We start from the raw sequence: 19,534 nt of genomic DNA on the forward strand, positions 1-19,534 counted from the left end.
CGAATACGCTCATATTGAGCTTTTGTAAGTTCCATCCCTCCCACATCTCACTTTATCTCTTCTTTGTCAATTAGTGTTAACACGCCCTAGATTTGAAGTGAAAGCCATACGTAATCCAAGGTATGGTAATCTTACTTTTTCCGCTCAACATTTTCTTGGAAGCATAAATTGTGTGAAGATGGAGTGGAATTTTTCGCCTGATGATGAGGGTTATGGGCTGGACGGTGGAGATACTGAAATAACTGCAATCGTGGGAGTGCTCTTATCTTCTCTTAATCATGTTCATAATCATGAAGGAAATCATTCAGTGGGAAGCGACTTAGCACTTGCAGGTTTAAGGGCGAGGTTGCAAGTTCTCTTAAGCAGAAATGAGGAGCGGCTTCCCTTGCAAGACTTGTTAAGTTTCGCAAGCCTTTTTGTTAACCCTAATATTGATGAGATTATCCTGGAAGCTGCAGATGCAAGAACAGAGAAAGGAGTAAATGTTCCACTTATCATGCTTATGGGTATGATGATTCCTCAGTTTGGAACACAAAGTGCAAATATAACAAGAGGGGCTGAAGTGATTTTGAGACCTGAAACCGGTGGTGTGGTATATATTGGAAATTATGGTTCTGGTGCTAGGGTTTCTATTGAGGACGCACATATACCGAGATTAACTGGGGCTCTTTTAAAAGCACTTAAAGATCAGCATGCTCGCACATATCCTGTTTTTCCTTTACAACTTCATCAAGTGTAGAAGGTAGATTAATATCTACTCCTCAAGCCAAGCTGAGATGAGTTCTTTTATTTTGCTTTGATATTTTACTCCGTTGCTCTGAGCCTTTATTTTGAAGGCGTTGAGGACGTCTTGATCTATGCGGAGGCTGATGAGTTTTGTTTTTCCACTTTGTTTTTTTCCTTGAAGCAATCGAAAACTTTCTAGAAATTCTAAGCGTTGTTCAATCGTCAATTGTTTGCAGTATTCCAAATATTCTAGGGTGAAGTATTGTACGGGTCTCATTTTTTCCTCCGAATGCTTTCAAGAGCTTTGATATCTTCTTTATCTTGCGTGCGTCCACTTTTTTTCTTCATGCTAATTAATTCACTGATACTTGCTACTTTTACTTCGTGGTTTTGAAAGTGGATTTTTTCAGTTTTCATTTTTTGAAGATCATGGGTGATAATGATGTCGAGAAGTTCGATTGGATTTTTAGGATTATAAAAAGACCAAGCAACAAGGTTTTTGTTTTTTATATATTCTTCTCGAAAATCAAAAATTTGTTGCGCATCAACTGGCAATTTTGGTGCAAGACCAAAAGCAAGAAGTGCTTTTTCAAGTGCAACATAGTCTTTTTTTGAGCTGCGAATCACAATGTCGACATCGATGGTACCTCGAACAGCACCATGAAGTGAAAGGGCATAACCACCCACGAGAGCGTAGTCGATTTTTTTCTTTTTGAGGGCTTCAGTAATGCGTAAAAGAAACATATATACATTGTATATACAAATAGAGAAATGTCAATGAGTATAATATTTCTGGTTTTTCCCTCTCCCAGCTTGCTTTTTTTGAAAGAAGCCTCATATTCCACCTTACCGTTTAAGGGAGGAATATATGCGTTTTGACCGACTTACCGTAAAAGCTCAAGAGGCCGTTCAGGCAGCGCAAGATTTAGCTGGAAAGCGAAATCAGCAGCAGATTTTTCCAGCCCATCTTTTGCTGAGTCTCATCGATCAAGAAGAAGGTCTGGTGCCGGCCATCCTGAAAAAAATTGGGGCGAACGTTTCTTTGATTCGCAGCGAACTCCAAGCTTCGCTTGAGAAAGTTCCCCAAGTGAGTGGGGCAAATACAGGCCAAGTCTATATTTCATCAGAGTTGAAATCAGCTTTTGATGCGGCCTTTAAAGAAGCCAGCGACATGCAAGACGAATATGTTGCGAGCGAACATTTGCTCCTCGGTATTTTGGAAACAAAACAATGTGCCGAAAAACCTCTTCTCGAAAAAAATGGCGTGAATAAAAAAGTGGTGCAAAAAGTCTTGCAAGAACTTCGTGGTGCGCATCGTGTTACAGATCAAGAACCCGAAGGAAAATACCAAGCACTCAAAAAATATGGCCGTGATCTTACCGAGCTTGCACGCCAAGGAAAGCTTGATCCTGTAATTGGACGCGATGAAGAAGTTCGCCGAGTCATTCATGTGCTTTCCAGACGCACCAAAAATAATCCGGTGCTCATTGGTGAACCTGGTGTTGGGAAAACCGCTATTGTAGAAGGTTTGGCGCAGCGAGTAGTGAAAGGTGATGTTCCTGAAACGTTGAAAGAGAAACAAGTGATTGTGCTTGATCTTGCTTCGCTTGTAGCTGGTGCAAAATACAGAGGCGAGTTTGAAGAACGATTGAAAGCCGTTTTGAAAGAAGTGAGCACTTCAAATGGTGCGGTGATTTTATTTATAGACGAACTGCATACTTTGGTTGGAGCTGGAAAAACTGAAGGTGCCATGGATGCTTCTAATATGTTAAAGCCAGCCTTAGCTCGTGGTGAACTGAGATGTATTGGAGCAACCACACTTAACGAATATCGAAAGTATATTGAAAAAGATTCAGCTCTGGAAAGACGCTTCCAGCAAGTCTTTGTGGGCGAGCCATCTGTGGATGATACCATTTCCATTTTGCGTGGCTTGAAAGAAAAATATGAAGTGTATCATGGAGTGCGCATTCAAGACAGCGCAATTATAGCTGCAGCAACACTTTCAGACCGATATATTGCTGACAGATTTCTTCCCGATAAAGCCATCGACCTTATTGATGAAGCTGCAAGTAAGCTTCGCATCGAGGTAGAATCAATGCCAACAGAAATTGACGAAATTGAACGTGGTATTGTTCAACGTCAAATTGAGTGTGAAGCGCTTCGGAAAGAAAGTGACAAAGCAAGTGAAGACCGTCTCAAAAAACTAGAGCGCGAAGTAGCTGAACTGCAGGAAACATCTTCAACGCTTAAAGTTCATTGGCAAGAAGAGAAAAAACATATTGCTCAGATTCGAAAACTAAAAAGTGAAATTGAACAGGCTAAACACGATCAAGAAAAAGCTGAACGTGAAGGAGATTTGCAAACTGCGGCTGAATTAAAATACGGAATTATTTTAGAGCTCAATAAAAAATTAGAATTAGAACAGGCAAAACTAGATGAGCTTCAAGATGAGAAAAAAATGCTCACGGAAGATGTTTCCGCGGATGACATTGCCGATATTGTTTCTCGTTGGACAGGTGTTCCTGTTGACAATTTACTTTCCGGTGAAAAAGAAAAACTCATTCACATGGAAGACACGCTGCACAAAAAAGTGATTGGCCAAGATGAAGCCATTCAGAAAGTTGCTGCAGCTGTAAGAAGAGCGCGCGCTGGTTTGCAAGACCCGCATCGTCCCATTGGTTCGTTTGTTTTTATGGGTCCAACAGGTGTGGGAAAGACAGAGACAGCAAGGGCTTTAGCCGATTTCCTTTTCAACGATGAACGCGCAATGGTGCGCATTGATATGAGTGAGTTCATGGAAAAGCATTCTGTTTCACGTCTCATTGGTGCGCCTCCCGGATATGTTGGTTACGAAGAGGGTGGATATTTAACTGAAGCTATTCGCAGAAGACCTTATTCCGTGATCTTGTTTGATGAAATTGAAAAAGCGCATCCAGATGTCTTCAATTTATTTCTGCAAATTCTTGATGATGGCAGGCTCACTGATGGCCAAGGAAGAACGGTTAACTTCACCAACACTGTTCTCATCATGACTTCAAATGTGGGAAGTCAATATATCACTGAATCAGCGGGCGATGATGAATCTGTGACAGAAAAAGTGCTTGATGCGATGAAGCAACAGTTTAGACCTGAGTTTATCAACCGCATTGACGACATCATTGTTTTTCACAGTTTAAAAAAGGAACAAATTAAGGCCATTGTAGATATTCAACTCCAAAAATTGAAACAACGTCTTGCTGACAGAAAACTGCATTTAGAGCTTTCTGAAGAGGCAAAGGATTTTCTAGCTGAACATGGCTGGGACCCTGTTTATGGGGCTCGCCCGCTTAAGAGAGTTATTCAAAAATATGTGCAAGATCCATTGTCACTAGCTTTGCTTGAAGGAAAATATAAAGATGGCGACAAAATCAAAGTAGGATTTAAAGATAAGGCTTTAAGCTTTGAATAGTTTTTGGGAGAAAATTTATTTTAAAGCTTGAACTTCTGATGGTTTTTCTTTTTGGAAAATAACTTCGCCAGGTTTTGTAAAGCCAAGTTCGGTACGGATAACCATTTCAAGGTTTTTTGGATCTTTTAAAATAATTTGTTCCTCTTCGAGCTCTTTTACTTTTGCTTCCAGCTTTTTTTCTTTTAGCTGGAGTTCATTTTTTATATTTTTGAGACGCTCAAGTTGCAAAATGCCTTGATCACCAAATACACTCAACCAAAGAAAAACAGCAATCCCAAGACTAAGAAAGAAACGGAAGGGAGTAAAAAAAACTGCAATTATTTTCTTCAGTATTTTCATGTTGTAAAAAGATTCGCCTGATTTTTTTGATGAGGCATTCTTTTCCCAAAATATTTGAAAGCTTCTTCGGTTGCAACTCGTCCTCGCGGAGTTCTGTTGATAAATCCACACTGAATCAAAAACGGTTCATAAACATCTTCGATGGTTTCTCTTTCTTCACTAATTGCAGAGGAAAGAGTGTCAATGCCAACAGGTCCACCTTTGAATAAGTTGATAATGGTGAGCATGATTTTATGGTCCATGTGATCGAAACCTTTTTCATCCACTTCAAATAACTTCAACGCATTGTGGGCAACATCTTGATTGATAATGCTGTTTGCGCGCACTTGCGCAAAGTCGCGGACACGCTTTAACAGGCGGTTTGCGATTCGTGGTGTTCCGCGCGAGCGTTTTGCAATTTCAAACGCACCGTTTTCATCAGTTGCAATGTTGAGAAGTGCAGCTGATCTTTTTACAATTTCACTCAAGTCTTCGGCAGGATAATAATCGAGCCGAAGCTGAACACCAAAGCGATCACGCAGTGGCGAAGTGAGAAGACCAGAACGAGTAGTTGCTCCAATTAAGGTAAACTTGGGAAGATCAAGCCTCACACTTTTTGCACTTGGACCTTGGCCAACCATAAGATCCAACTGAAAATCTTCCATTGCCGGATACAACACTTCTTCCACTGTTCTGTTGAGACGATGAATCTCGTCAATAAACAACACGTCGTTTTCTTTCAAGTTGGTTAGCAAAGCCGCAAGATCGCCAGCTCGCTCTACAATTGGGCCGGAAGTCACAAGAACATCTACTCCAAGTTCATTCGCAATAATGTGCGCCAACGTTGTTTTGCCCAGTCCTGGAGGGCCAGAGAAAAGCACGTGATCTAAATGCTCTGATCGTTGCTTGGCCGCTTCAATAAAGAGTGCCAGCCGTTCTTTGATAGAATCTTGTCCGATATATTCTTTGAGTTTTTGAGGTCGCAGCGAGAGCTCAAGATTTTTTTCATCATCATTGTCATCAAGGAGAAGAAGATCGTTTTCTCTTTCATTCATCATTATCGCAACTCCTTAAGGGCCATCTTGATGGCGTCTGGAAGAGAAAGTGTTTCAAGTTGAGGAATACTTTGCACCGCTTTTTCCGCAATGTGAGCGGGATATCCCAAGTTGGTAAGGGCCGAGCGAATTTCTTGTGCTTGTGTTGTTTGAATGCTTCCCACAATTTTGTTTTCAGCAAAAAGTGCTTTTTTGAATTTCTCTTTCAATTCTACAATAATGCGCTCAGCTGTTTTTTTGCCTACGCCAGGAATGGCAACCAGACGCACTAAGTCTTGATTGCTAATGGCGCTCACCAATTCCTGAGCCGGTAATCCTGACAAAATAGAAAGTGCCATTTTTGGACCAACGCCAGAAATAGAAATAAGACTTTTAAACGTTTCTTTTTCTTGTTCACTGTGAAAACCAAAAAGGTGAAACTGGTCTTCGCGTACGTGCGTATAAATGAAAAGGGTTGTTTCGTGTCCAAGTTCTGGAAGTTTTCCGTACGTGGAGAGAGAAAGAGAAACTTCATAGCCAACGCCAGCAACGGAAATAATGCACGAGTCGAGTTTCTTGTTTGCAAGTTTTCCGCTGAGCAGAGCAATCATCGAAGTGAAATCCTTTCCATCAGTTTATAAGACTGCCCATGGCAAATTGCAACAGCTAGTGCATCAGCCGCGTCCTCAAAACAAATTTCTTTAAGGTTGAGAAGCATGCGAGTCATTTTTTGAATTTGTTCTTTGCTCGCTCGCCCTTGGCCGGTGAGAGCAAGTTTTACTTGGGTGGGAGTGTATTCGTAAATAGGAACTTGGTGTCTATCTGCGGCCAGCATAATGGCGCCGCGTGCATGTCCCAGAATCATGGCGCTCTTTACGTTTTTTGCGACAAAAATATTTTCTAATGCGAGCAAGTGTGGCTTGTGAAGTTCGATGAGCTCTGCAACTTTTTCGTGAATGAAATGAATTCTCTCGGAAAGCGGAGCTGTTTTAGGGGCAAAAATACCGCCGTTATCGATGTGAGTAGATTTACTTCCCTTTTGAGAAACAAGGCCATAGCCCGTTATTCTGCTGCCGGGATCAATGCCAAGAATAATCATAGCTGCACGATGAAGAGCATTTTAATGCCTACTCTTGGTTGTAAGTTAAAGAATTTTTTCCATTACAGCTGGATCAATATCAAAGTTTGAATACACATTTTGCACGTCATCGTGTTCTTCAAGGGCATCCATTAACTTCAACATTTTTTCGGCTTGAGCGTCATCTAATGCAACGGTATTTGTAGGAATCATTTGCAACTCAGTTTCCGTAGCTTTTAAGCCTTTTGCTTCGCACGCACTTTTGACATCGTGAAGAGAAGTGGGGTCTGTGGTAACGACAAAAAGCTCATCTTCGTTTACAATATCCTCAGCACCAGCATCAAGAGCCACTTCCATGAGGGTGTCTTCGTTTACTTCTTTGGCGTTAAACGTAATTTGTCCCTTACGTTCAAACATCCAAGCCACGCATCCATTTTCACCTAAGTTTCCGCCACCTTTGGTGAGCAGATGACGAATTTCTGAAACAGTTCTATTGCGATTGTCTGAAACAGTTTCAATAAAAAGCGCTGCTCCGCCTGGGCCGTAGCCTTCAAAGCTTATTTCTTCGTAGTTAACCCCTTCAAGCTCACCCGTCCCACGCTTAATGGCCCGGTCGATGTTTTCGTTCGGCATGTTTGCGGCCTTTGCTTTATCAACGATGCCGCGTAACCTGGGGTTGCTATTGACATCACCACCGACGTCCCTTGCGGCAATGGTAATCTCTTTGATAATCTTGGACCAAAGTTTTCCTCTTTTCGCATCGGCGGCTCCCTTTTTGTGTTTAATCGTAGACCACTTGGAATGTCCTGACATACTTTACAGCTCACTTCGTTTGTTTTTCTTCATGACGTGATGCAGTGATTACGCTCTGAAGATTCGGTTTAAATCCATGTGCAACAAGCGTTTATGGAGTGGCTCATGCTAAAAAAGATTAAGCTAAAGGTAAAGGAGAAATTGTGAGCTGGGAATTTTTCTTTTTACGTTCTCAAGTTTGGAGCTTTGAGAAGTTTGTGAAAATCTTCGAGGTTCACGCAGCGTTTTTCGGCTTCGTCTTCTGCGATAATACCCATGCGGGCTAGCTCGGCAAGCGATTGGTCTAAGGTCATCATTCCAGTTCTATCTTGTCCCATTTGCATTTGAGAATATAACTGATGTGTTTTGCCTTCACGAATAAGATTTCGGATAGCAGAAGTTGGCACCATTACTTCCATTGCCAAAGTTCTTCCTCCATCTTTTTTGGGAACAAGTGATTGGCACGCAATGCCTTCAAGTATGAAGCTTAACTGAGTTCGTACTTGTGCTTGTTGATGAGGAGGGAAAACGTCGATGATCCTGTCTATCGTTTGCACTGCAGTGTTTGTATGGAGTGTTGCAAAAACCAAATGACCCGTTTCGGCAATGGTGATGGCACTTTGAATGGTTTCGTAATCTCGCATCTCACCAATCAGTACCACATCAGGATCTTGGCGAAGTAAATACTTGAGTGCATCAGCAAAAGTATGAGAATCTTTTCCAATTTCACGCTGATTAATGACACAGTTTTCTTGCGTATAGAGAAACTCGATGGGATCTTCGATGGTTACAATATGGTCGTGACGTGTTTTGTTCACCAAGTTCAAAAGTGCCGAGAGCGTGGTTGATTTACCAGAACCTGTTGGGCCTGTGACCAGCACAAGTCCACGTGGGCGTTTGCTTAAATTCACCACTACATTGGGAAGTCCAATTTCTGCTGCATCGGGAATTTTATGGGGAATAGGGCGAAAGGCGCCGCAAATATTACCAACAGAGATATAAAGATTTCCCCTAAATCGGGACACTCCATCGATGCCGAAGGAAAAATCGACAGAAAGCTTTTCCTCAAAGCGTTTTATCTGATCGGGCTCCAAAAACTCAAAACAGAGGAGTTTGGCCTCATCATGGCTTAAAACATGGTCATTTACTGCTTTAAGCTCTCCATCAAACCTCATGGTGGGGGGAACTCCCACGTTAATGTGAAGGTCACTTGCCTTCATTTCCACAATCTGCGTCAGAAGCTCTCGTAGACTCTGCATAGCTTTTCCCCCAAAATAAAGCGCCCTAACGCGCTAAAATCACTGCTATTTTTGATTATTCTAGCACAAAAGTGCTTGAAGAAAAGATATTTCCCGGAGAAGAAGGACTTTTTTCTGATCAGCGAGAGTTGCGATGATTGACTCTAGGCTATCAGGCTGTTATCATTAGGTTTCGTAGGGGGGGGAAGGAAATGGAAGCCAAAAAGGATACACACGGCAATATTACTCGGCTTTCTGACGTGTGGAAAGAGGGAGAAAGCGTTTCTCCTTCTCAATCTGCATCTGCTCCAGATTCCGATCCTCCAGCCCAGAAACCGCCACAAAGTGACCCAAAACCAGAACAGAGCCAGGAAAGCCAATCTCCTACACCTTCTTCCCCCCATCACGCTGAGCCTTCTGTTTCTTCATCTGAACTTCCAGATCAACAGTCTTCATCTTCCAGTACAAAAGAAGAGGCTAAGATTCCTTTTGATCACGTGCAAAATAGCAATGATATCGGAGCTCTTCTCGTCAGCGAAGGTATTATTAGTGTTGATCAGCTTGCGGTTGCTAAAGAGAGTCAAAAAAATCTGGGAGAAAACCTAGGAAGTATTTTGGTGAAAAAGGGTTTTGTATCTCAGGATATCCTTGCTGAATTTATTTTGAATCGCCTTGCTATTGATCATAGCGATCTTGAAAAAATCACTCTCGATCCCGACATGGTTCGTTTAGTTCCGGTGAGTATTGCCCATAAATATCACTTTATGCCTCTTTCCAAAACAGATGATACTTTGTTGGTAGCGGTTTCGGATCCATTTGGTATTTTTTATATTGATGAAATTCATTTTGCCTTGAAGTTCAAAGTGAAATTCACTTTTGCCGAAGCTATTCAAATTGAAAAAGCACTTAAGGAAAGTTATCGCCTCATAGAGCAAAGAACATCTGGAAAAGAACAGCAAGACGATGTTGTGGTGGTGCAATATGGCGAAAAGGAAAAGGGCGAAGAAGCGCAAAAGTTAAGAGAAATGGCTTCGGGTGCGCAGGTGATTGCCGAAGTAAATCGCATCATCAAAAATGCTGTTGTTGAAGGAGCTAGTGATATTCACATTGAGCCGATGGAAAATTTGGTAAAAGTGAGAACTCGTATTGATGGTGTGCTTGAAGAGAGAATGATTTTGCAAAAAAATATGAGCCTACCTTTGGTTTCTCGTATCAAAGTTATTTCGGAGATGGACATTGCGGAACGTCGTGTTCCACAGGATGGTCGCGTCAGGCTTAAGGTTGCGGGTAAGCAAGTTGATCTTCGTATTTCTACTTACCCTACGATGCATGGTGAAAAAGTGGTTATGCGTTTGCTTGGTCAAGGTGATGTGATTACCCTTCAAGCTCTTGGTTTTTCTCCGCACGAACAGAAAAAATTTGGTGAGCTCATTGAAAAACCGTACGGGATTTTACTTGTAACTGGTCCAACAGGTTCTGGTAAAACAACAACACTTTATTCGGCGCTTCAACGTTTAAACTCCCAAGACAAAAATATTGTTTCTATCGAAGATCCTATTGAGAATGAAATGCCGGGTGTGAATCAGGCTCAGGTAAATACAAAAGCAGGAATGACCTTTGCTACCGCGCTGAAATCTATTCTTCGTCAGGATCCCGATGTGATTATGCTGGGTGAGATTCGTGATGCAGAAACTGCAGACATTGCAGTGAGATCAGCTATTACGGGTCACATGGTTTTTTCTACACTGCACACGAATACTGCAGTTGGTGCCATTACGCGCTTGGGGGATTTGGGGATTGAGCGATTTATTATTTCTTCAGCTCTTATTGGTGTGATAGCGCAAAGGCTTGTGCGAAAAATTTGTCCCCATTGTAAACAATCGGTGAAAGCAGAAACGAATAAGCTCGATCGTCTTGGTGTGCACTTCGATCACGATCTTTTTGTGTTTGAAGGTAAAGGCTGTAAGCAATGTAGGATGACAGGATATTCAGGCAGGATGGGTATTTTCGACTTTGTCATTGTGAATCAAGAAATAAGAATGGCCATTGAGAAGGGTGCAAAAGAAGAAGAGATTATTGCTCTTGCAAGAAAAGAAGGTTCCAAGGGTTTGAGGCAGCGTGGAGTAGAGCTTGTGCTTGCAGGCGAAACAACGGTCGACGAAGTGCTTCGTGTAACCGAATTAGATTAAGGACAAAGCCATATGCCAATGTATCATTATCGTGCGCGAGATAAAAAGGGCACACTTATTACCGGTGAAATTGAAGCAAATTCTCCTGATGAATTGAAAGAGAGTTTGTTTGCTCAAAATTGTATCCCGCTTAAAGTTCATGAAATTCGTTCAGGTCAGATTAATTTTGAAAGTGTAAAAGGTTTTTTCAATCGCGTAAGGCCAGAAGAGCTTATGGTATTTACACGACAGTTTCAAACACTCTTCAAAGCTGGTGTGAGCATGGATACCATTCTCTCTACCATGGGGCAGCAGGTGAAAAGTGTTGCGCTTGCCAATGCGCTGAACCGCATCAGAGCTGATATTGCAGCCGGCGCATCTCTTTCACAGTCTTTCAGTCGCCATCCAAAAGTCTTCAACGAACTCTACACTTCCATGTTAGCGGCGGGTGAAGAGGCTGGTATTCTTGAGAAAGTGCTGAAAAATTTGTCTAACCTTCTCGACCGTGAATTTACCATCCAAAAAAATATCAAGAGTGCCACATTATACCCTAAGATTGTTGTTTTTGTTTTGGTGTGTGCAGTTGCTTTTTTGATGACCTTTGTGATTCCAAAGTTTGCCGAGTTTTATTCCCATTATGGAGCAGACCTTCCGCTTCCAACCAGAATGCTTATTGCCATCAGTAACTTTGTGATGAACTATTGGTATATTGCGATTGCTGGTGTGGTAGGTATTGTCTATCTCTATAAACGGTTTTACAGCACTCATACTGGGCGTATGAAAATTGATAAAATGCAGTTTAACCTTCCAGTGTTTGGTCCCCTCAATTTGAAAGTTGCAAACTCACGCTTTGGCCATATTATGGCAGCGCTTTATAGCTCGGGCTTATCAATGCCCAGATGTCTAGACGTTGTGGCAAACGTGATTGGAAACGCAGCGTTTGCTCTGGAAGTGAAAAAAATCAGAGATGATATTTCAAGAGGGTCAACCCTTTCAGAAGGTATGCGTTCTCGATCTTATTTTCCCTTGGTGATGATAGAAACCACATCGGTTGGTGAAAAGGCTGGTGCTTTGGATGAAATGCTGTCCACTATTGCAGAGCACTATGACATCGAAATTGATCATACCGTAAAAAATCTTACTACATTGCTAGAGCCCATTATGCTTGTTGGTATTTTTGGAATGGTGATATTGCTTGCGCTGGCCATTCTTCTTCCAATGTGGAGTTTGGCAACCGTGGTGAAATAAAAAATGGCAGAGGAAGTTATTGTGAACCGAGAATATCGTATCGTTGGAAAAGAGCTTGTTCTAGTTGCGCTTGTTATTTTTTTATCACTCATGCTTTCCGGAAGTTTGTATAAAGCGCGAGTGCAAAAAGAAAATGCAAAAATTTTGCGAAATGAACTTACGATGTTGAGGTCGGGAGTGATGTTATATTACACGCTCAACAAAAAATTTCCTGATTCACTTGAAAGTTTGGAGAAAGAAAGCTATGAGTCTCCGGATGGAAAAAAAATGGTGTATTTAGAAAAGATGCCACCACAAAAAAAGGGAGAGTATATAGATCCTTTTGGTGAGACATACCAGTATAATTCAAAAACGGGTTGGATAGAAAGTAAGGCGAAGGGATTTCATTATTGGTAGATGTATAACTTGCTTCAAGGGGGGAAGATGTACAATCGCGAAAAGAAAAGATCGATCGAAAAACTAGCTCTCTTCGGAGCTGTTCTTTTAACTGCCGGATTACTGATTGCGTCTATTCGGTTTGAACAACACATTAACAAGCAAAAGGCTATGTTTTATGAGTTGCAGCTTTTAAGAACTTCTGTTCAACTTTTTAAATCTATTAACCAGAGAAGTCCTGAAAGCATTAAAGAGCTTATCGAAACCGAATACAAGTTTCCGAATGAAGAAAGAAAGAGAAAGTATCTTGAATACGTTCCTCCAATGTCTGAAGAAGGAGACGTTTTAGATCCTTTTGAGCACGCCTACGCCTATGATGTCAAAACAGCTTGGGTGAGAAGTTCAAGTAAGGGGTATGAGTTTTGGTAGGGTTGTTTTTCACCCTTTTATAGTGCTCTCGGCTTCGTTTGCTATAGCTTTATTTTAGAACTTATCCGGCGCAGAGAGCTTGTGTTCATTGATTTTCCAAGGTGTGTCATTTTCTCTTTTAAGGAGTGCTTGTTTTTTCTCCTTATAAAACAAAAGATTAGGCCTATAAAAAAAGAATAAAAAGACTAGACGGAAAAAATGAGAAGAGTATAATTTTAAGAAGTAGGAAATGCAGTAGAAACAGCTGCAATATTTACTAAAAACTAGTGTGGGGCAAGAGTGATGGTCACGCTTGCTGCAATTTGAGAAGGGGGTAACGGTTATGAATCAAAAGGGCTTTACACTTATTGAGCTTGTGCTCGTCATTGCTATCCTGGGTATTTTGGCGATTGCTGCAATGCCAAGATTCCTCGAGCTCGCGACTTCTGCTGAACAAGCAAGTCGTGACGGTGTGATCGGTGCGGTTAGAGCTGGAGTTCAGCTTTCTCGTGCCAATGATATGATCGAAAATGGTGGTACCGGTTCGTATCCTGCAGCTCTAGATACAGCTGCTGTTGGTGCTTGTGCCGGAGATTGTTTCAACGGCATCTTAGCAAATGGTATTGATGATGCCAGCTGGCAAAAAGTTGATACTACAACCTATTCGTTTGATGATGGTAATGGTGCTGTAAACTATTCCTATACTCAAGCAACAGGACTCTTCGAGGTTGAAGCAGCGGCTCCTTAACAAATTTTTTTGCTAAGGATTGCAATTGTTATGAACGAAAAGGAACCAAGATATTTTAGACTTGGTTCCTTTTTATTTGTTCTTCATGTTTTCTTTTTTGTCCGAGTACAGCAGTTAAAGCTAAGGCCCCTTGGGGCCGAAAACCGTTCTTCAGATTTCCCTGGATTAAATTCAGGAGCTTGCTCCCGAGTTTATGATATACGGAGAGTGAAATGAATCATGAGCATGAAATAAAGGTGAAAAAAGAAGAAGGGTCATTTCTTCATCTTTTGTTTTTCTTTGCTTTTCTTTCCCTCCTTCTTCTTTTGGGAATGTTTATTATTTCCAAATCACTTCAAAATAATCTTCTGCTTGATTATGAGTTAATTGCAACAGCCTTAGCACAAGAAAAAATGGAAGAAGTTGTTTCCCATAAAGCCTATTATGGCTTTGAATATATTACACCAGAGATATATCCTGAGGAAGATTTCTCAGAAGATTTTTCTATGTTTCAGAGAATGGTTTCTATTGAGAATGTAAAGTCTGAGAACTTTTCTCGTGCTTCTTCTGATTCAGGATACAAAAAAGTTACGGTAATGGTGAGTTGGGGTGGCGACAAAAAGCAATCAGTTTCTTTCTCAACATTACTCACTAGGTATTAAATGGAAAAAAATATTTACAAAAAAAAGCTGCCTTATGAAAACGTGCTCATAACTCTCTTTGTGGTTATTGTTATCGGCGTTGGCGCTTCCCTTTTTTTTACGAGCAAAGAAATTTATTACCTCATTTCCAATAGAGGTATTGTTTTAAGTGATTTGGGGAAAAGTTTTGGTTTAATTTCAAATGATTTTTTGCTGCTGAAACCAAGTGATGTTCTTTCGGTCTCTGATGGTTCAATTCTTTTCCTCAATACTGAAGGAAATGTTTTGTCGTATAGAAAAACACAGAAAGGACATTCTTCTCATTTATGGAGAAATCAAGAGCAGATATTGAATGATGTGATCAGTTTTGATATGAATGAAAAAAAAATAGATGCAAGTTCGCCTTTCAAAAGAATAAAATACGAAGTGTTTGTATCGATTCCCGAAAAAGGTGGGATGCTTCGATTGCGCACAGAAGTTTTTCCACGTTCATACATGTATGAACAATTTCAAGAAGGATAGAATTTAAGTTTTTATCAAGATGAAACCTTTTATTTTAAAATATTTCCGTACTTTTCTCTATTTGGTTCTTTTTATTTTAGTCGTTTTTTTGCTTGTGAAAGGTTTTTCACCAAGCCCTTCTTGGCAAAGTCAAATGGAGAGAGGAAAGGCATTCTATATTGCCCAGGCTGGTATTGAGTATGCGCTTGCTCAGATTGAATATGGTGGCTTTCCCGTTGTAGAAAAAAAAGCTTTTGATGGCGGATATTTTTCTACTTCCATCAATAACAAGCAACGTTTTCTTTCTGTGAAAAGTGAATTTAAAAATGAAGAAAGTAAGTACAGTATTCATATTCCTCATTTAGCTTCCGATTGTGTTGAACAGGAGGGAGTTCAAAAAAATTCCCAGCACATCACCATTTATATAAGAAAAAAATGTCTTTCAAAAATTACACTTGAAACTTTTCAGGTTTTTTTAAAAGATCCTTCGCACGATCTTCCAGCCCTTGAATCTGTTACGTTTGATGGAAATGTGCTGCGGTCCTTTTCACAAGAACACAGCAAGAGTAGTTATCTTTCGCTGACGCTTCAAAAACTTGCATTAGCCGATGCTGATCGACACACTCTTACTTTTTCATTTAGGAGTAACTTTGCTCAAGAAAATTTAAATATGGTCTTGGGATTTTCGGACAGAAGTGAGATACTTTTAAAACCCTTAGCTTTTAAATGACATTTTTGCATATAATCCCATGATTTAAAAAGATTTTTCTTTGCAATTTTAGTTTTCTCTGTTTATACTCCGTCTCGCATCTTGAGAGGGGAGTTCTATGTACAAAAAATTTTTTGGTTTGTCTGAAAAGCCGTTTTCAATCACCCCCGATCTTCAATATCTCTATCTTGGAAAGCAGCATGAACAAGGACTTAGCACGTTATCATATGCTGTGAAGGAGCGTTTGGGTTTCTCCCTTCTCACGGGCGAAGTTGGTGCTGGAAAAACTATTTTGTCCAGAGCGTTGCTCAGCAGGCTTGATAGCTCAATAGCGACTGCACTTTTGGTTAATCCACTTCTCACTATCCCCGAACTCCTCAAAGCCATCATCAAAGACTTCAATTGCTCTTCAACCGCCGAGTCTCCGCAAGAACTTATACAGGCTCTTAATGAGTTTTTAATTTTTCTCGCGAGTGAAGGGCGTTCTGCGCTTGTGATTATTGACGAAGCACAAAATTTAACTCACGAGGCGCTTGAAATGGTTCGCATGCTTACAAATCTAGAAACGGAAAAGCAAAAGCTTTTGCAAATTCTGCTTGTTGGCCAACCCGAATTATTGAAAAAACTGAAAGCGCATGAGTTGCGACAACTCAATCAGCGCGTAACAACAAGAGTGCACTTGAGACCGTTGTCTCTTGTTGAAATGATGCGTTATATCAATCACAGAATTTCAATTGCAGGTGGAAGTGGAAAAGTATTTTTTGATCCGAAAGCTTATCGTATTATTTTCGATGAGTCGAAGGGATATCCGCGTCTCATCAATTTAATTTGTGATCGAGCTCTCATGGCATCGTTTCTTCAAGAAAATTATATTGTAGGAAAAGATGCGGTGAAATCTGCAGTGAATGACTGGAAGGGGAAACAAAAAACTCCTCTTTGGGAAACAATTAAAAGTTTTGTCCTTTCACAATAAATTTGGAAAATGTTTTGAGTCTATGATATGTCGTTGCATCTAGATTGGGGGAGATAGATGTCGTTAATACATGAGGCGCTGAAAAAAGCGCAATTACAAAAGCAATCACAACAATCTTCTGACGGTGCAACAGCATCTTCAAGAGATACCACTTCAGATGGTCCAACAAATCCTCAGGTATTTGCAGAGGTAAAAAGTTCTCTTTTCAAAGCTGCGCCATCGAAAAGAACCATCGTATTGCTTGGAGTGTTTGCAGTTTTGTTTCTTTTTTTCCTCTACAACACTTTCTTTTCGTCAAGCAACAAACCTCAAATAGCCTTAAAACAAGCGGGTCAGAAATCTGTTCAGACAGAAAAAGTGCTTGATGAAACAGCGAGACAAGAAGTAGCGAAACTGAAAGATCAAGCGGTTGATGCGTTTAAAAAGTCAGACTTTGACACGGCATGGGCAAGTTTAAATGCTGCAAGTTCAATTGATGAAAAAGATGCCGAGGTTTGGAATAACCTTGGAGTGGTATTGCGCAAAAGAGGCGAAACCGAAAAGGCTGAAAAGGCATTCAAGAAGGCTTTAGATCTGAGGCCTAATTATCCTGAATCACTCAACAACATTGCTATTCTTGATATTCATAAACAAGATTACGATACGGCAACTACACACCTTCAAAAAGCACTAGAGCTTAAGCCAAATTATGCTGAAGCCCTTTTTCATTTGGCACTTGTTTCCGATTTAAACAAAAAAACCGATGATGCACTTGCTTACTACAAACAAGTGATTGCTCTTGGAAAAAATTTTCCGCCTTATATTTTAGATCAAGTTCGAGATCGTATTTTAAATATTGGTGGTTAAACTTGCTTGTGAGGGTTGAGTGAAATTAGAAGAATCAATTTCAAAAATAAAAAAACTGCTTACGAGATCTCCTGATAGAATTGGAATTGATCTTGAGGGGGGCACGCTTAAGTATGTTAAGTTTTCTCGCCATGCAGGTTCGTTGGTTTTAGAGGCATATGGATTGATTGATATCAATTTCAAAGAAGCTTCAGATGAAGAAAAAGAACAAGTAAAACTTTTTTTAAAAGAAATATGTGGAAAATCTAAATCCTGCGGAATTGCTTTAGAGCATGATAGTTTGAGGGTCAGACGAATGAGTCTTGCTGACATGCCCGATTTTGATTTGCAAGAAGCGATTCGCTGGAATTTTCGAGAACATATCGAATGCTCCATCGATGACTACCAAGTTGGTCATTCTCCCATTCCCGAATTTAGCCAAGAAGGCAAAAAAGCTTTGATGGCGTATGGGGTTTCCAATGAGGCGGTTAAGGAATATTCTGAATATGCAAAAAGTTTGGGCCTAAAACTTGTCTCTCTCGAACCTGTTGTTTCTGCTTTGGGCTCCATTTTAAATGCAAATAATCTTCTGAGTGACGATAAACACACTGTTTCACTTTTTATTGGAGAAGATACCGCATACTTTACAGTGCTCTCTCAGCAAAGCGCTCTCTTCTCGCGGCCACTTACAAACAGCAGCATTAAATCTCTTGTTTCGCTTTTTGCGCAACAGCTTGGGGTTGGTGGTCAACAGGCTATTGTGAAGGTAGGTGAAATACTGCGAGAGCAAACCTTAGCATTGCATCGTGGAGTTCCCTTTGCATTGGATTCTGCAAATGAAACCTTAATGAAACAATTTAGAAGTCAACTGGTGATTGAGACACAGCGTTCAATAGATGCGTTTTGTATTATGTATGGATTAGATAAAATAGACGAAATTTACGTTTGTGGATTGGGCGTTGCTGTTCCTGGATTGGTCGAACAATTAAACCATGCTCTTGGAGTAGCAACAAAAATTTTCGATCCCTTCGAACACATACCAGCAGTTGAAGATTTCGATAACACTTTGCAGCATCGGCGTTTTGAATTTTCAATTGCAGCAGGAATGGCAGTTCCATAGTTTTGGACAAATACTCATGAAAAAAATGAATTTTTTAGAAACAGGACCGTTTTCTTTTAACTATGCTTCGATGGGATTGTTTTCTCTTTTTTTACTCCTTCTTCTCGTTTCTTGGTATTGCGTTGGTGCCGTGAGAATGGCGTATCTTCAAAAAGAAATTGGAAATGAAAAGGGTGCCTTGAAAAAGATTAGCTTAGAAAAAGATAAACGACTTGAATTTGCACAGCTTGCGGGAAAACGTCAGCTTGAAAAAACAGCTGAAAAAAAACTTACCTCCATTTTTACAAATCCTCCGGTTTGGTCGTCTTTGCTGCAAGAATTGGCGGGGCGAGTTCCAAAACAAATTAGACTAAAATCTATTGAGGTAAGTCTTAAAGAAGAAGAGGGCGCATATTTTTTAGATCTTGTGGGAAGAGGAAATGCTTCTCGTATGATTGCACATTTTATTTCGCGTTTGGATGATTCACTTCTTTTTCAGAATGCAAAATTACTTGGGACGAAAGATCTTGGAAAAACTGAAGATCAAGGAATAGATTTTCACGTTCAAGTAGAAATTAATACAGAACGACTGAAGGCAGGGATATGAGTTTATCATCAATAGATTTTAGACAAAAACCAACGGTAAGAGAGGTTGTTGGTTTTGGAGTGCTTTTGTGCATCATTCTTTTTTCCTTTTATGATAGTTTACTTGCTCCTCAGAATAAAATTATTGATGATGTAAAAAAAGAACTCACTAAAGTAGAAAAAGAAAAAAAAGAAGTATCACAATTGATTCAAGCATTAGATAAAAAAATATCTTCGCAGCAAAGAGAGAAAAAAGATCAACAAGAACAAGAAGCAATAAACAATGATAGGTTGGAAAAAGTGCTAAAGTATAAGGCAGAAGATGTTGCACAAGAAACCACAAATACTATCGCTTATCTTTCCGATAAAAAAATATTAAAAAACCTTATTTTCAAAGGTGCCGAAGTAAAACCTTCGGTAGAAGAGAAAGGCTACATTCTCATTCCATTGCACATACAGCTTGAAGGGCATTATGCCTCGCTGATGCGCTATATGAAACAGCTTGAGCAAGTAGAAAAACCTTTGCTCATTCGTGATCTTAAGCTTGTTTCAAATAGTGACGATGGTTCAGAATTGCTTGCTCGTTATAATATTGAACTTTACCTTCCAAAGTGAAGGAGGACTTGTGAAAAAGAATATTT

Annotated in this window: 23 protein-coding genes; 15 read left to right on the top strand and 8 right to left on the bottom strand. The window is 40.2% G+C overall.

The genetic code is table 11. The features are described 5' to 3' along the window. The first annotated feature begins 178 nt into the window (after window positions 1-178). A complete protein-coding gene (locus tag COV43_00065; GenBank protein ID PIR26893.1) occupies window positions 179-739 on the top strand; it encodes a hypothetical protein in 561 nt (186 codons plus the stop codon). Between the two features lie 15 nt (window positions 740-754). Here the strand turns inward: COV43_00065 and COV43_00070 are convergent, their stop codons facing one another. Beyond that, the gene (locus tag COV43_00070; protein PIR26894.1) at window positions 755-1,003 is read right to left on the bottom strand and encodes a hypothetical protein; all 249 of its coding nucleotides are present in this window, start codon (window positions 1,001-1,003) and stop codon (window positions 755-757) included. Further along, the gene (locus COV43_00075; GenBank protein ID PIR26895.1) at window positions 1,000-1,470 is read right to left on the bottom strand and encodes a hypothetical protein; all 471 of its coding nucleotides are present in this window, start codon (window positions 1,468-1,470) and stop codon (window positions 1,000-1,002) included. The genes COV43_00070 and COV43_00075 overlap by 4 nt, the downstream gene beginning before the upstream one ends. A 124-nt stretch (window positions 1,471-1,594) precedes the next feature. On the opposite strand from COV43_00075, the gene clpB reads away from it, so the two are divergent. Continuing rightward, window positions 1,595-4,174 (top strand): ATP-dependent chaperone ClpB, encoded by a 2,580-nt coding sequence (gene clpB, locus COV43_00080; GenBank protein ID PIR26896.1) that lies wholly within the window; start codon window positions 1,595-1,597, stop codon window positions 4,172-4,174. A 15-nt stretch (window positions 4,175-4,189) separates the two neighbouring features. On the opposite strand, the gene COV43_00085 is transcribed toward clpB, so the two are convergent. The 6 genes from COV43_00085 to COV43_00110 form a co-directional block, all read right to left on the bottom strand. Beyond that, window positions 4,190-4,513, bottom strand: a complete 324-nt coding sequence (locus tag COV43_00085) for a hypothetical protein (protein PIR26897.1) — start codon at window positions 4,511-4,513, stop codon at window positions 4,190-4,192. Next, on the bottom strand, window positions 4,510-5,547 hold the full coding sequence (locus COV43_00090; protein PIR26915.1) for a Holliday junction branch migration DNA helicase RuvB: 1,038 nt from the start codon (window positions 5,545-5,547) through the stop codon (window positions 4,510-4,512). The genes COV43_00085 and COV43_00090 overlap by 4 nt, the downstream gene beginning before the upstream one ends. Window positions 5,548-5,549: 2 nt before the next feature. Further along, a complete protein-coding gene (locus tag COV43_00095; GenBank protein PIR26898.1) occupies window positions 5,550-6,137 on the bottom strand; it encodes a Holliday junction branch migration protein RuvA in 588 nt (195 codons plus the stop codon). Further along, complete coding sequence (locus tag COV43_00100; protein PIR26899.1) at window positions 6,134-6,625, bottom strand: crossover junction endodeoxyribonuclease RuvC; 492 nt, start codon at window positions 6,623-6,625, stop codon at window positions 6,134-6,136. The genes COV43_00095 and COV43_00100 overlap by 4 nt, the downstream gene beginning before the upstream one ends. 45 nt (window positions 6,626-6,670) lie before the next feature. After that, window positions 6,671-7,417 carry a YebC/PmpR family DNA-binding transcriptional regulator gene (locus COV43_00105; GenBank protein ID PIR26900.1) on the bottom strand — a complete coding sequence of 249 codons (747 nt, stop codon included), beginning with the start codon at window positions 7,415-7,417 and terminating at the stop codon, window positions 6,671-6,673. Window positions 7,418-7,581: 164 nt separating this feature from the next. After that, on the bottom strand, window positions 7,582-8,655 hold the full coding sequence (locus tag COV43_00110; GenBank protein PIR26901.1) for a type IV pili twitching motility protein PilT: 1,074 nt from the start codon (window positions 8,653-8,655) through the stop codon (window positions 7,582-7,584). Between the two features lie 191 nt (window positions 8,656-8,846). Here COV43_00110 and COV43_00115 point away from each other — a divergent pair, with 191 nt between their 5' ends. From COV43_00115 to COV43_00175, 13 genes are all read left to right on the top strand, one after another. Then, the gene (locus COV43_00115) at window positions 8,847-10,823 is read left to right on the top strand and encodes a type II secretion system protein GspE (protein PIR26902.1); all 1,977 of its coding nucleotides are present in this window, start codon (window positions 8,847-8,849) and stop codon (window positions 10,821-10,823) included. 12 nt (window positions 10,824-10,835) lie between these two features. Beyond that, window positions 10,836-12,050, top strand: a complete 1,215-nt coding sequence (locus COV43_00120; GenBank protein ID PIR26903.1) for a general secretion pathway protein GspF — start codon at window positions 10,836-10,838, stop codon at window positions 12,048-12,050. Window positions 12,051-12,053: 3 nt separating this feature from the next. Next, window positions 12,054-12,446 (top strand): hypothetical protein, encoded by a 393-nt coding sequence (locus COV43_00125; GenBank protein PIR26904.1) that lies wholly within the window; start codon window positions 12,054-12,056, stop codon window positions 12,444-12,446. Between the two features lie 27 nt (window positions 12,447-12,473). Beyond that, on the top strand, window positions 12,474-12,854 hold the full coding sequence (locus COV43_00130; GenBank protein ID PIR26905.1) for a hypothetical protein: 381 nt from the start codon (window positions 12,474-12,476) through the stop codon (window positions 12,852-12,854). Window positions 12,855-13,176: 322 nt separating this feature from the next. Beyond that, a complete protein-coding gene (locus COV43_00135; GenBank protein ID PIR26906.1) occupies window positions 13,177-13,581 on the top strand; it encodes a hypothetical protein in 405 nt (134 codons plus the stop codon). 212 nt (window positions 13,582-13,793) lie between these two features. Next, window positions 13,794-14,222 carry a hypothetical protein gene (locus COV43_00140; GenBank protein ID PIR26907.1) on the top strand — a complete coding sequence of 143 codons (429 nt, stop codon included), beginning with the start codon at window positions 13,794-13,796 and terminating at the stop codon, window positions 14,220-14,222. Next, the gene (locus COV43_00145) at window positions 14,223-14,723 is read left to right on the top strand and encodes a hypothetical protein (protein ID PIR26908.1); all 501 of its coding nucleotides are present in this window, start codon (window positions 14,223-14,225) and stop codon (window positions 14,721-14,723) included. A 19-nt stretch (window positions 14,724-14,742) separates the two neighbouring features. After that, complete coding sequence (locus COV43_00150; GenBank protein ID PIR26909.1) at window positions 14,743-15,432, top strand: hypothetical protein; 690 nt, start codon at window positions 14,743-14,745, stop codon at window positions 15,430-15,432. 97 nt (window positions 15,433-15,529) lie between these two features. Next, a complete protein-coding gene (locus COV43_00155) occupies window positions 15,530-16,384 on the top strand; it encodes an ATPase (protein ID PIR26910.1) in 855 nt (284 codons plus the stop codon). A gap of 57 nt (window positions 16,385-16,441) precedes the next feature. Next, a complete protein-coding gene (locus tag COV43_00160) occupies window positions 16,442-17,230 on the top strand; it encodes a hypothetical protein (GenBank protein ID PIR26911.1) in 789 nt (262 codons plus the stop codon). Window positions 17,231-17,249: 19 nt separating this feature from the next. Further along, window positions 17,250-18,329, top strand: coding sequence for a hypothetical protein (locus COV43_00165; protein PIR26912.1), 1,080 nt, complete (start codon window positions 17,250-17,252; stop codon window positions 18,327-18,329). Between the two features lie 16 nt (window positions 18,330-18,345). Further along, complete coding sequence (locus tag COV43_00170) at window positions 18,346-18,915, top strand: hypothetical protein (protein ID PIR26913.1); 570 nt, start codon at window positions 18,346-18,348, stop codon at window positions 18,913-18,915. After that, complete coding sequence (locus tag COV43_00175) at window positions 18,912-19,508, top strand: hypothetical protein (GenBank protein ID PIR26914.1); 597 nt, start codon at window positions 18,912-18,914, stop codon at window positions 19,506-19,508. The genes COV43_00170 and COV43_00175 overlap by 4 nt, the downstream gene beginning before the upstream one ends. Window positions 19,509-19,534: the final 26 nt, after the last annotated feature.

It is taken from the genome of Deltaproteobacteria bacterium CG11_big_fil_rev_8_21_14_0_20_42_23 (assembly GCA_002796345.1).
Taxonomy (GTDB): domain Bacteria; phylum UBA10199; class UBA10199; order 2-02-FULL-44-16; family 2-02-FULL-44-16; genus 1-14-0-20-42-23.

Coding starts and splice junctions, on each gene's coding strand:
- COV43_00065 (PIR26893.1), top strand. CDS start 179: ATGGAGTGGAATTTTTCGCCTGATGATGAGGGTTATGGGCTGGACGGT.
- COV43_00070 (PIR26894.1), bottom strand. CDS start 1,003: ATGAGACCCGTACAATACTTCACCCTAGAATATTTGGAATACTGCAAA.
- COV43_00075 (PIR26895.1), bottom strand. CDS start 1,470: ATGTTTCTTTTACGCATTACTGAAGCCCTCAAAAAGAAAAAAATCGAC.
- clpB (PIR26896.1), top strand. CDS start 1,595: ATGCGTTTTGACCGACTTACCGTAAAAGCTCAAGAGGCCGTTCAGGCA.
- COV43_00085 (PIR26897.1), bottom strand. CDS start 4,513: ATGAAAATACTGAAGAAAATAATTGCAGTTTTTTTTACTCCCTTCCGT.
- COV43_00090 (PIR26915.1), bottom strand. CDS start 5,547: ATGAATGAAAGAGAAAACGATCTTCTTCTCCTTGATGACAATGATGAT.
- COV43_00095 (PIR26898.1), bottom strand. CDS start 6,137: ATGATTGCTCTGCTCAGCGGAAAACTTGCAAACAAGAAACTCGACTCG.
- COV43_00100 (PIR26899.1), bottom strand. CDS start 6,625: ATGATTATTCTTGGCATTGATCCCGGCAGCAGAATAACGGGCTATGGC.
- COV43_00105 (PIR26900.1), bottom strand. CDS start 7,417: ATGTCAGGACATTCCAAGTGGTCTACGATTAAACACAAAAAGGGAGCC.
- COV43_00110 (PIR26901.1), bottom strand. CDS start 8,655: ATGCAGAGTCTACGAGAGCTTCTGACGCAGATTGTGGAAATGAAGGCA.
- COV43_00115 (PIR26902.1), top strand. CDS start 8,847: ATGGAAGCCAAAAAGGATACACACGGCAATATTACTCGGCTTTCTGAC.
- COV43_00120 (PIR26903.1), top strand. CDS start 10,836: ATGCCAATGTATCATTATCGTGCGCGAGATAAAAAGGGCACACTTATT.
- COV43_00125 (PIR26904.1), top strand. CDS start 12,054: ATGGCAGAGGAAGTTATTGTGAACCGAGAATATCGTATCGTTGGAAAA.
- COV43_00130 (PIR26905.1), top strand. CDS start 12,474: ATGTACAATCGCGAAAAGAAAAGATCGATCGAAAAACTAGCTCTCTTC.
- COV43_00135 (PIR26906.1), top strand. CDS start 13,177: ATGAATCAAAAGGGCTTTACACTTATTGAGCTTGTGCTCGTCATTGCT.
- COV43_00140 (PIR26907.1), top strand. CDS start 13,794: ATGAATCATGAGCATGAAATAAAGGTGAAAAAAGAAGAAGGGTCATTT.
- COV43_00145 (PIR26908.1), top strand. CDS start 14,223: ATGGAAAAAAATATTTACAAAAAAAAGCTGCCTTATGAAAACGTGCTC.
- COV43_00150 (PIR26909.1), top strand. CDS start 14,743: ATGAAACCTTTTATTTTAAAATATTTCCGTACTTTTCTCTATTTGGTT.
- COV43_00155 (PIR26910.1), top strand. CDS start 15,530: ATGTACAAAAAATTTTTTGGTTTGTCTGAAAAGCCGTTTTCAATCACC.
- COV43_00160 (PIR26911.1), top strand. CDS start 16,442: ATGTCGTTAATACATGAGGCGCTGAAAAAAGCGCAATTACAAAAGCAA.
- COV43_00170 (PIR26913.1), top strand. CDS start 18,346: ATGAAAAAAATGAATTTTTTAGAAACAGGACCGTTTTCTTTTAACTAT.
- COV43_00175 (PIR26914.1), top strand. CDS start 18,912: ATGAGTTTATCATCAATAGATTTTAGACAAAAACCAACGGTAAGAGAG.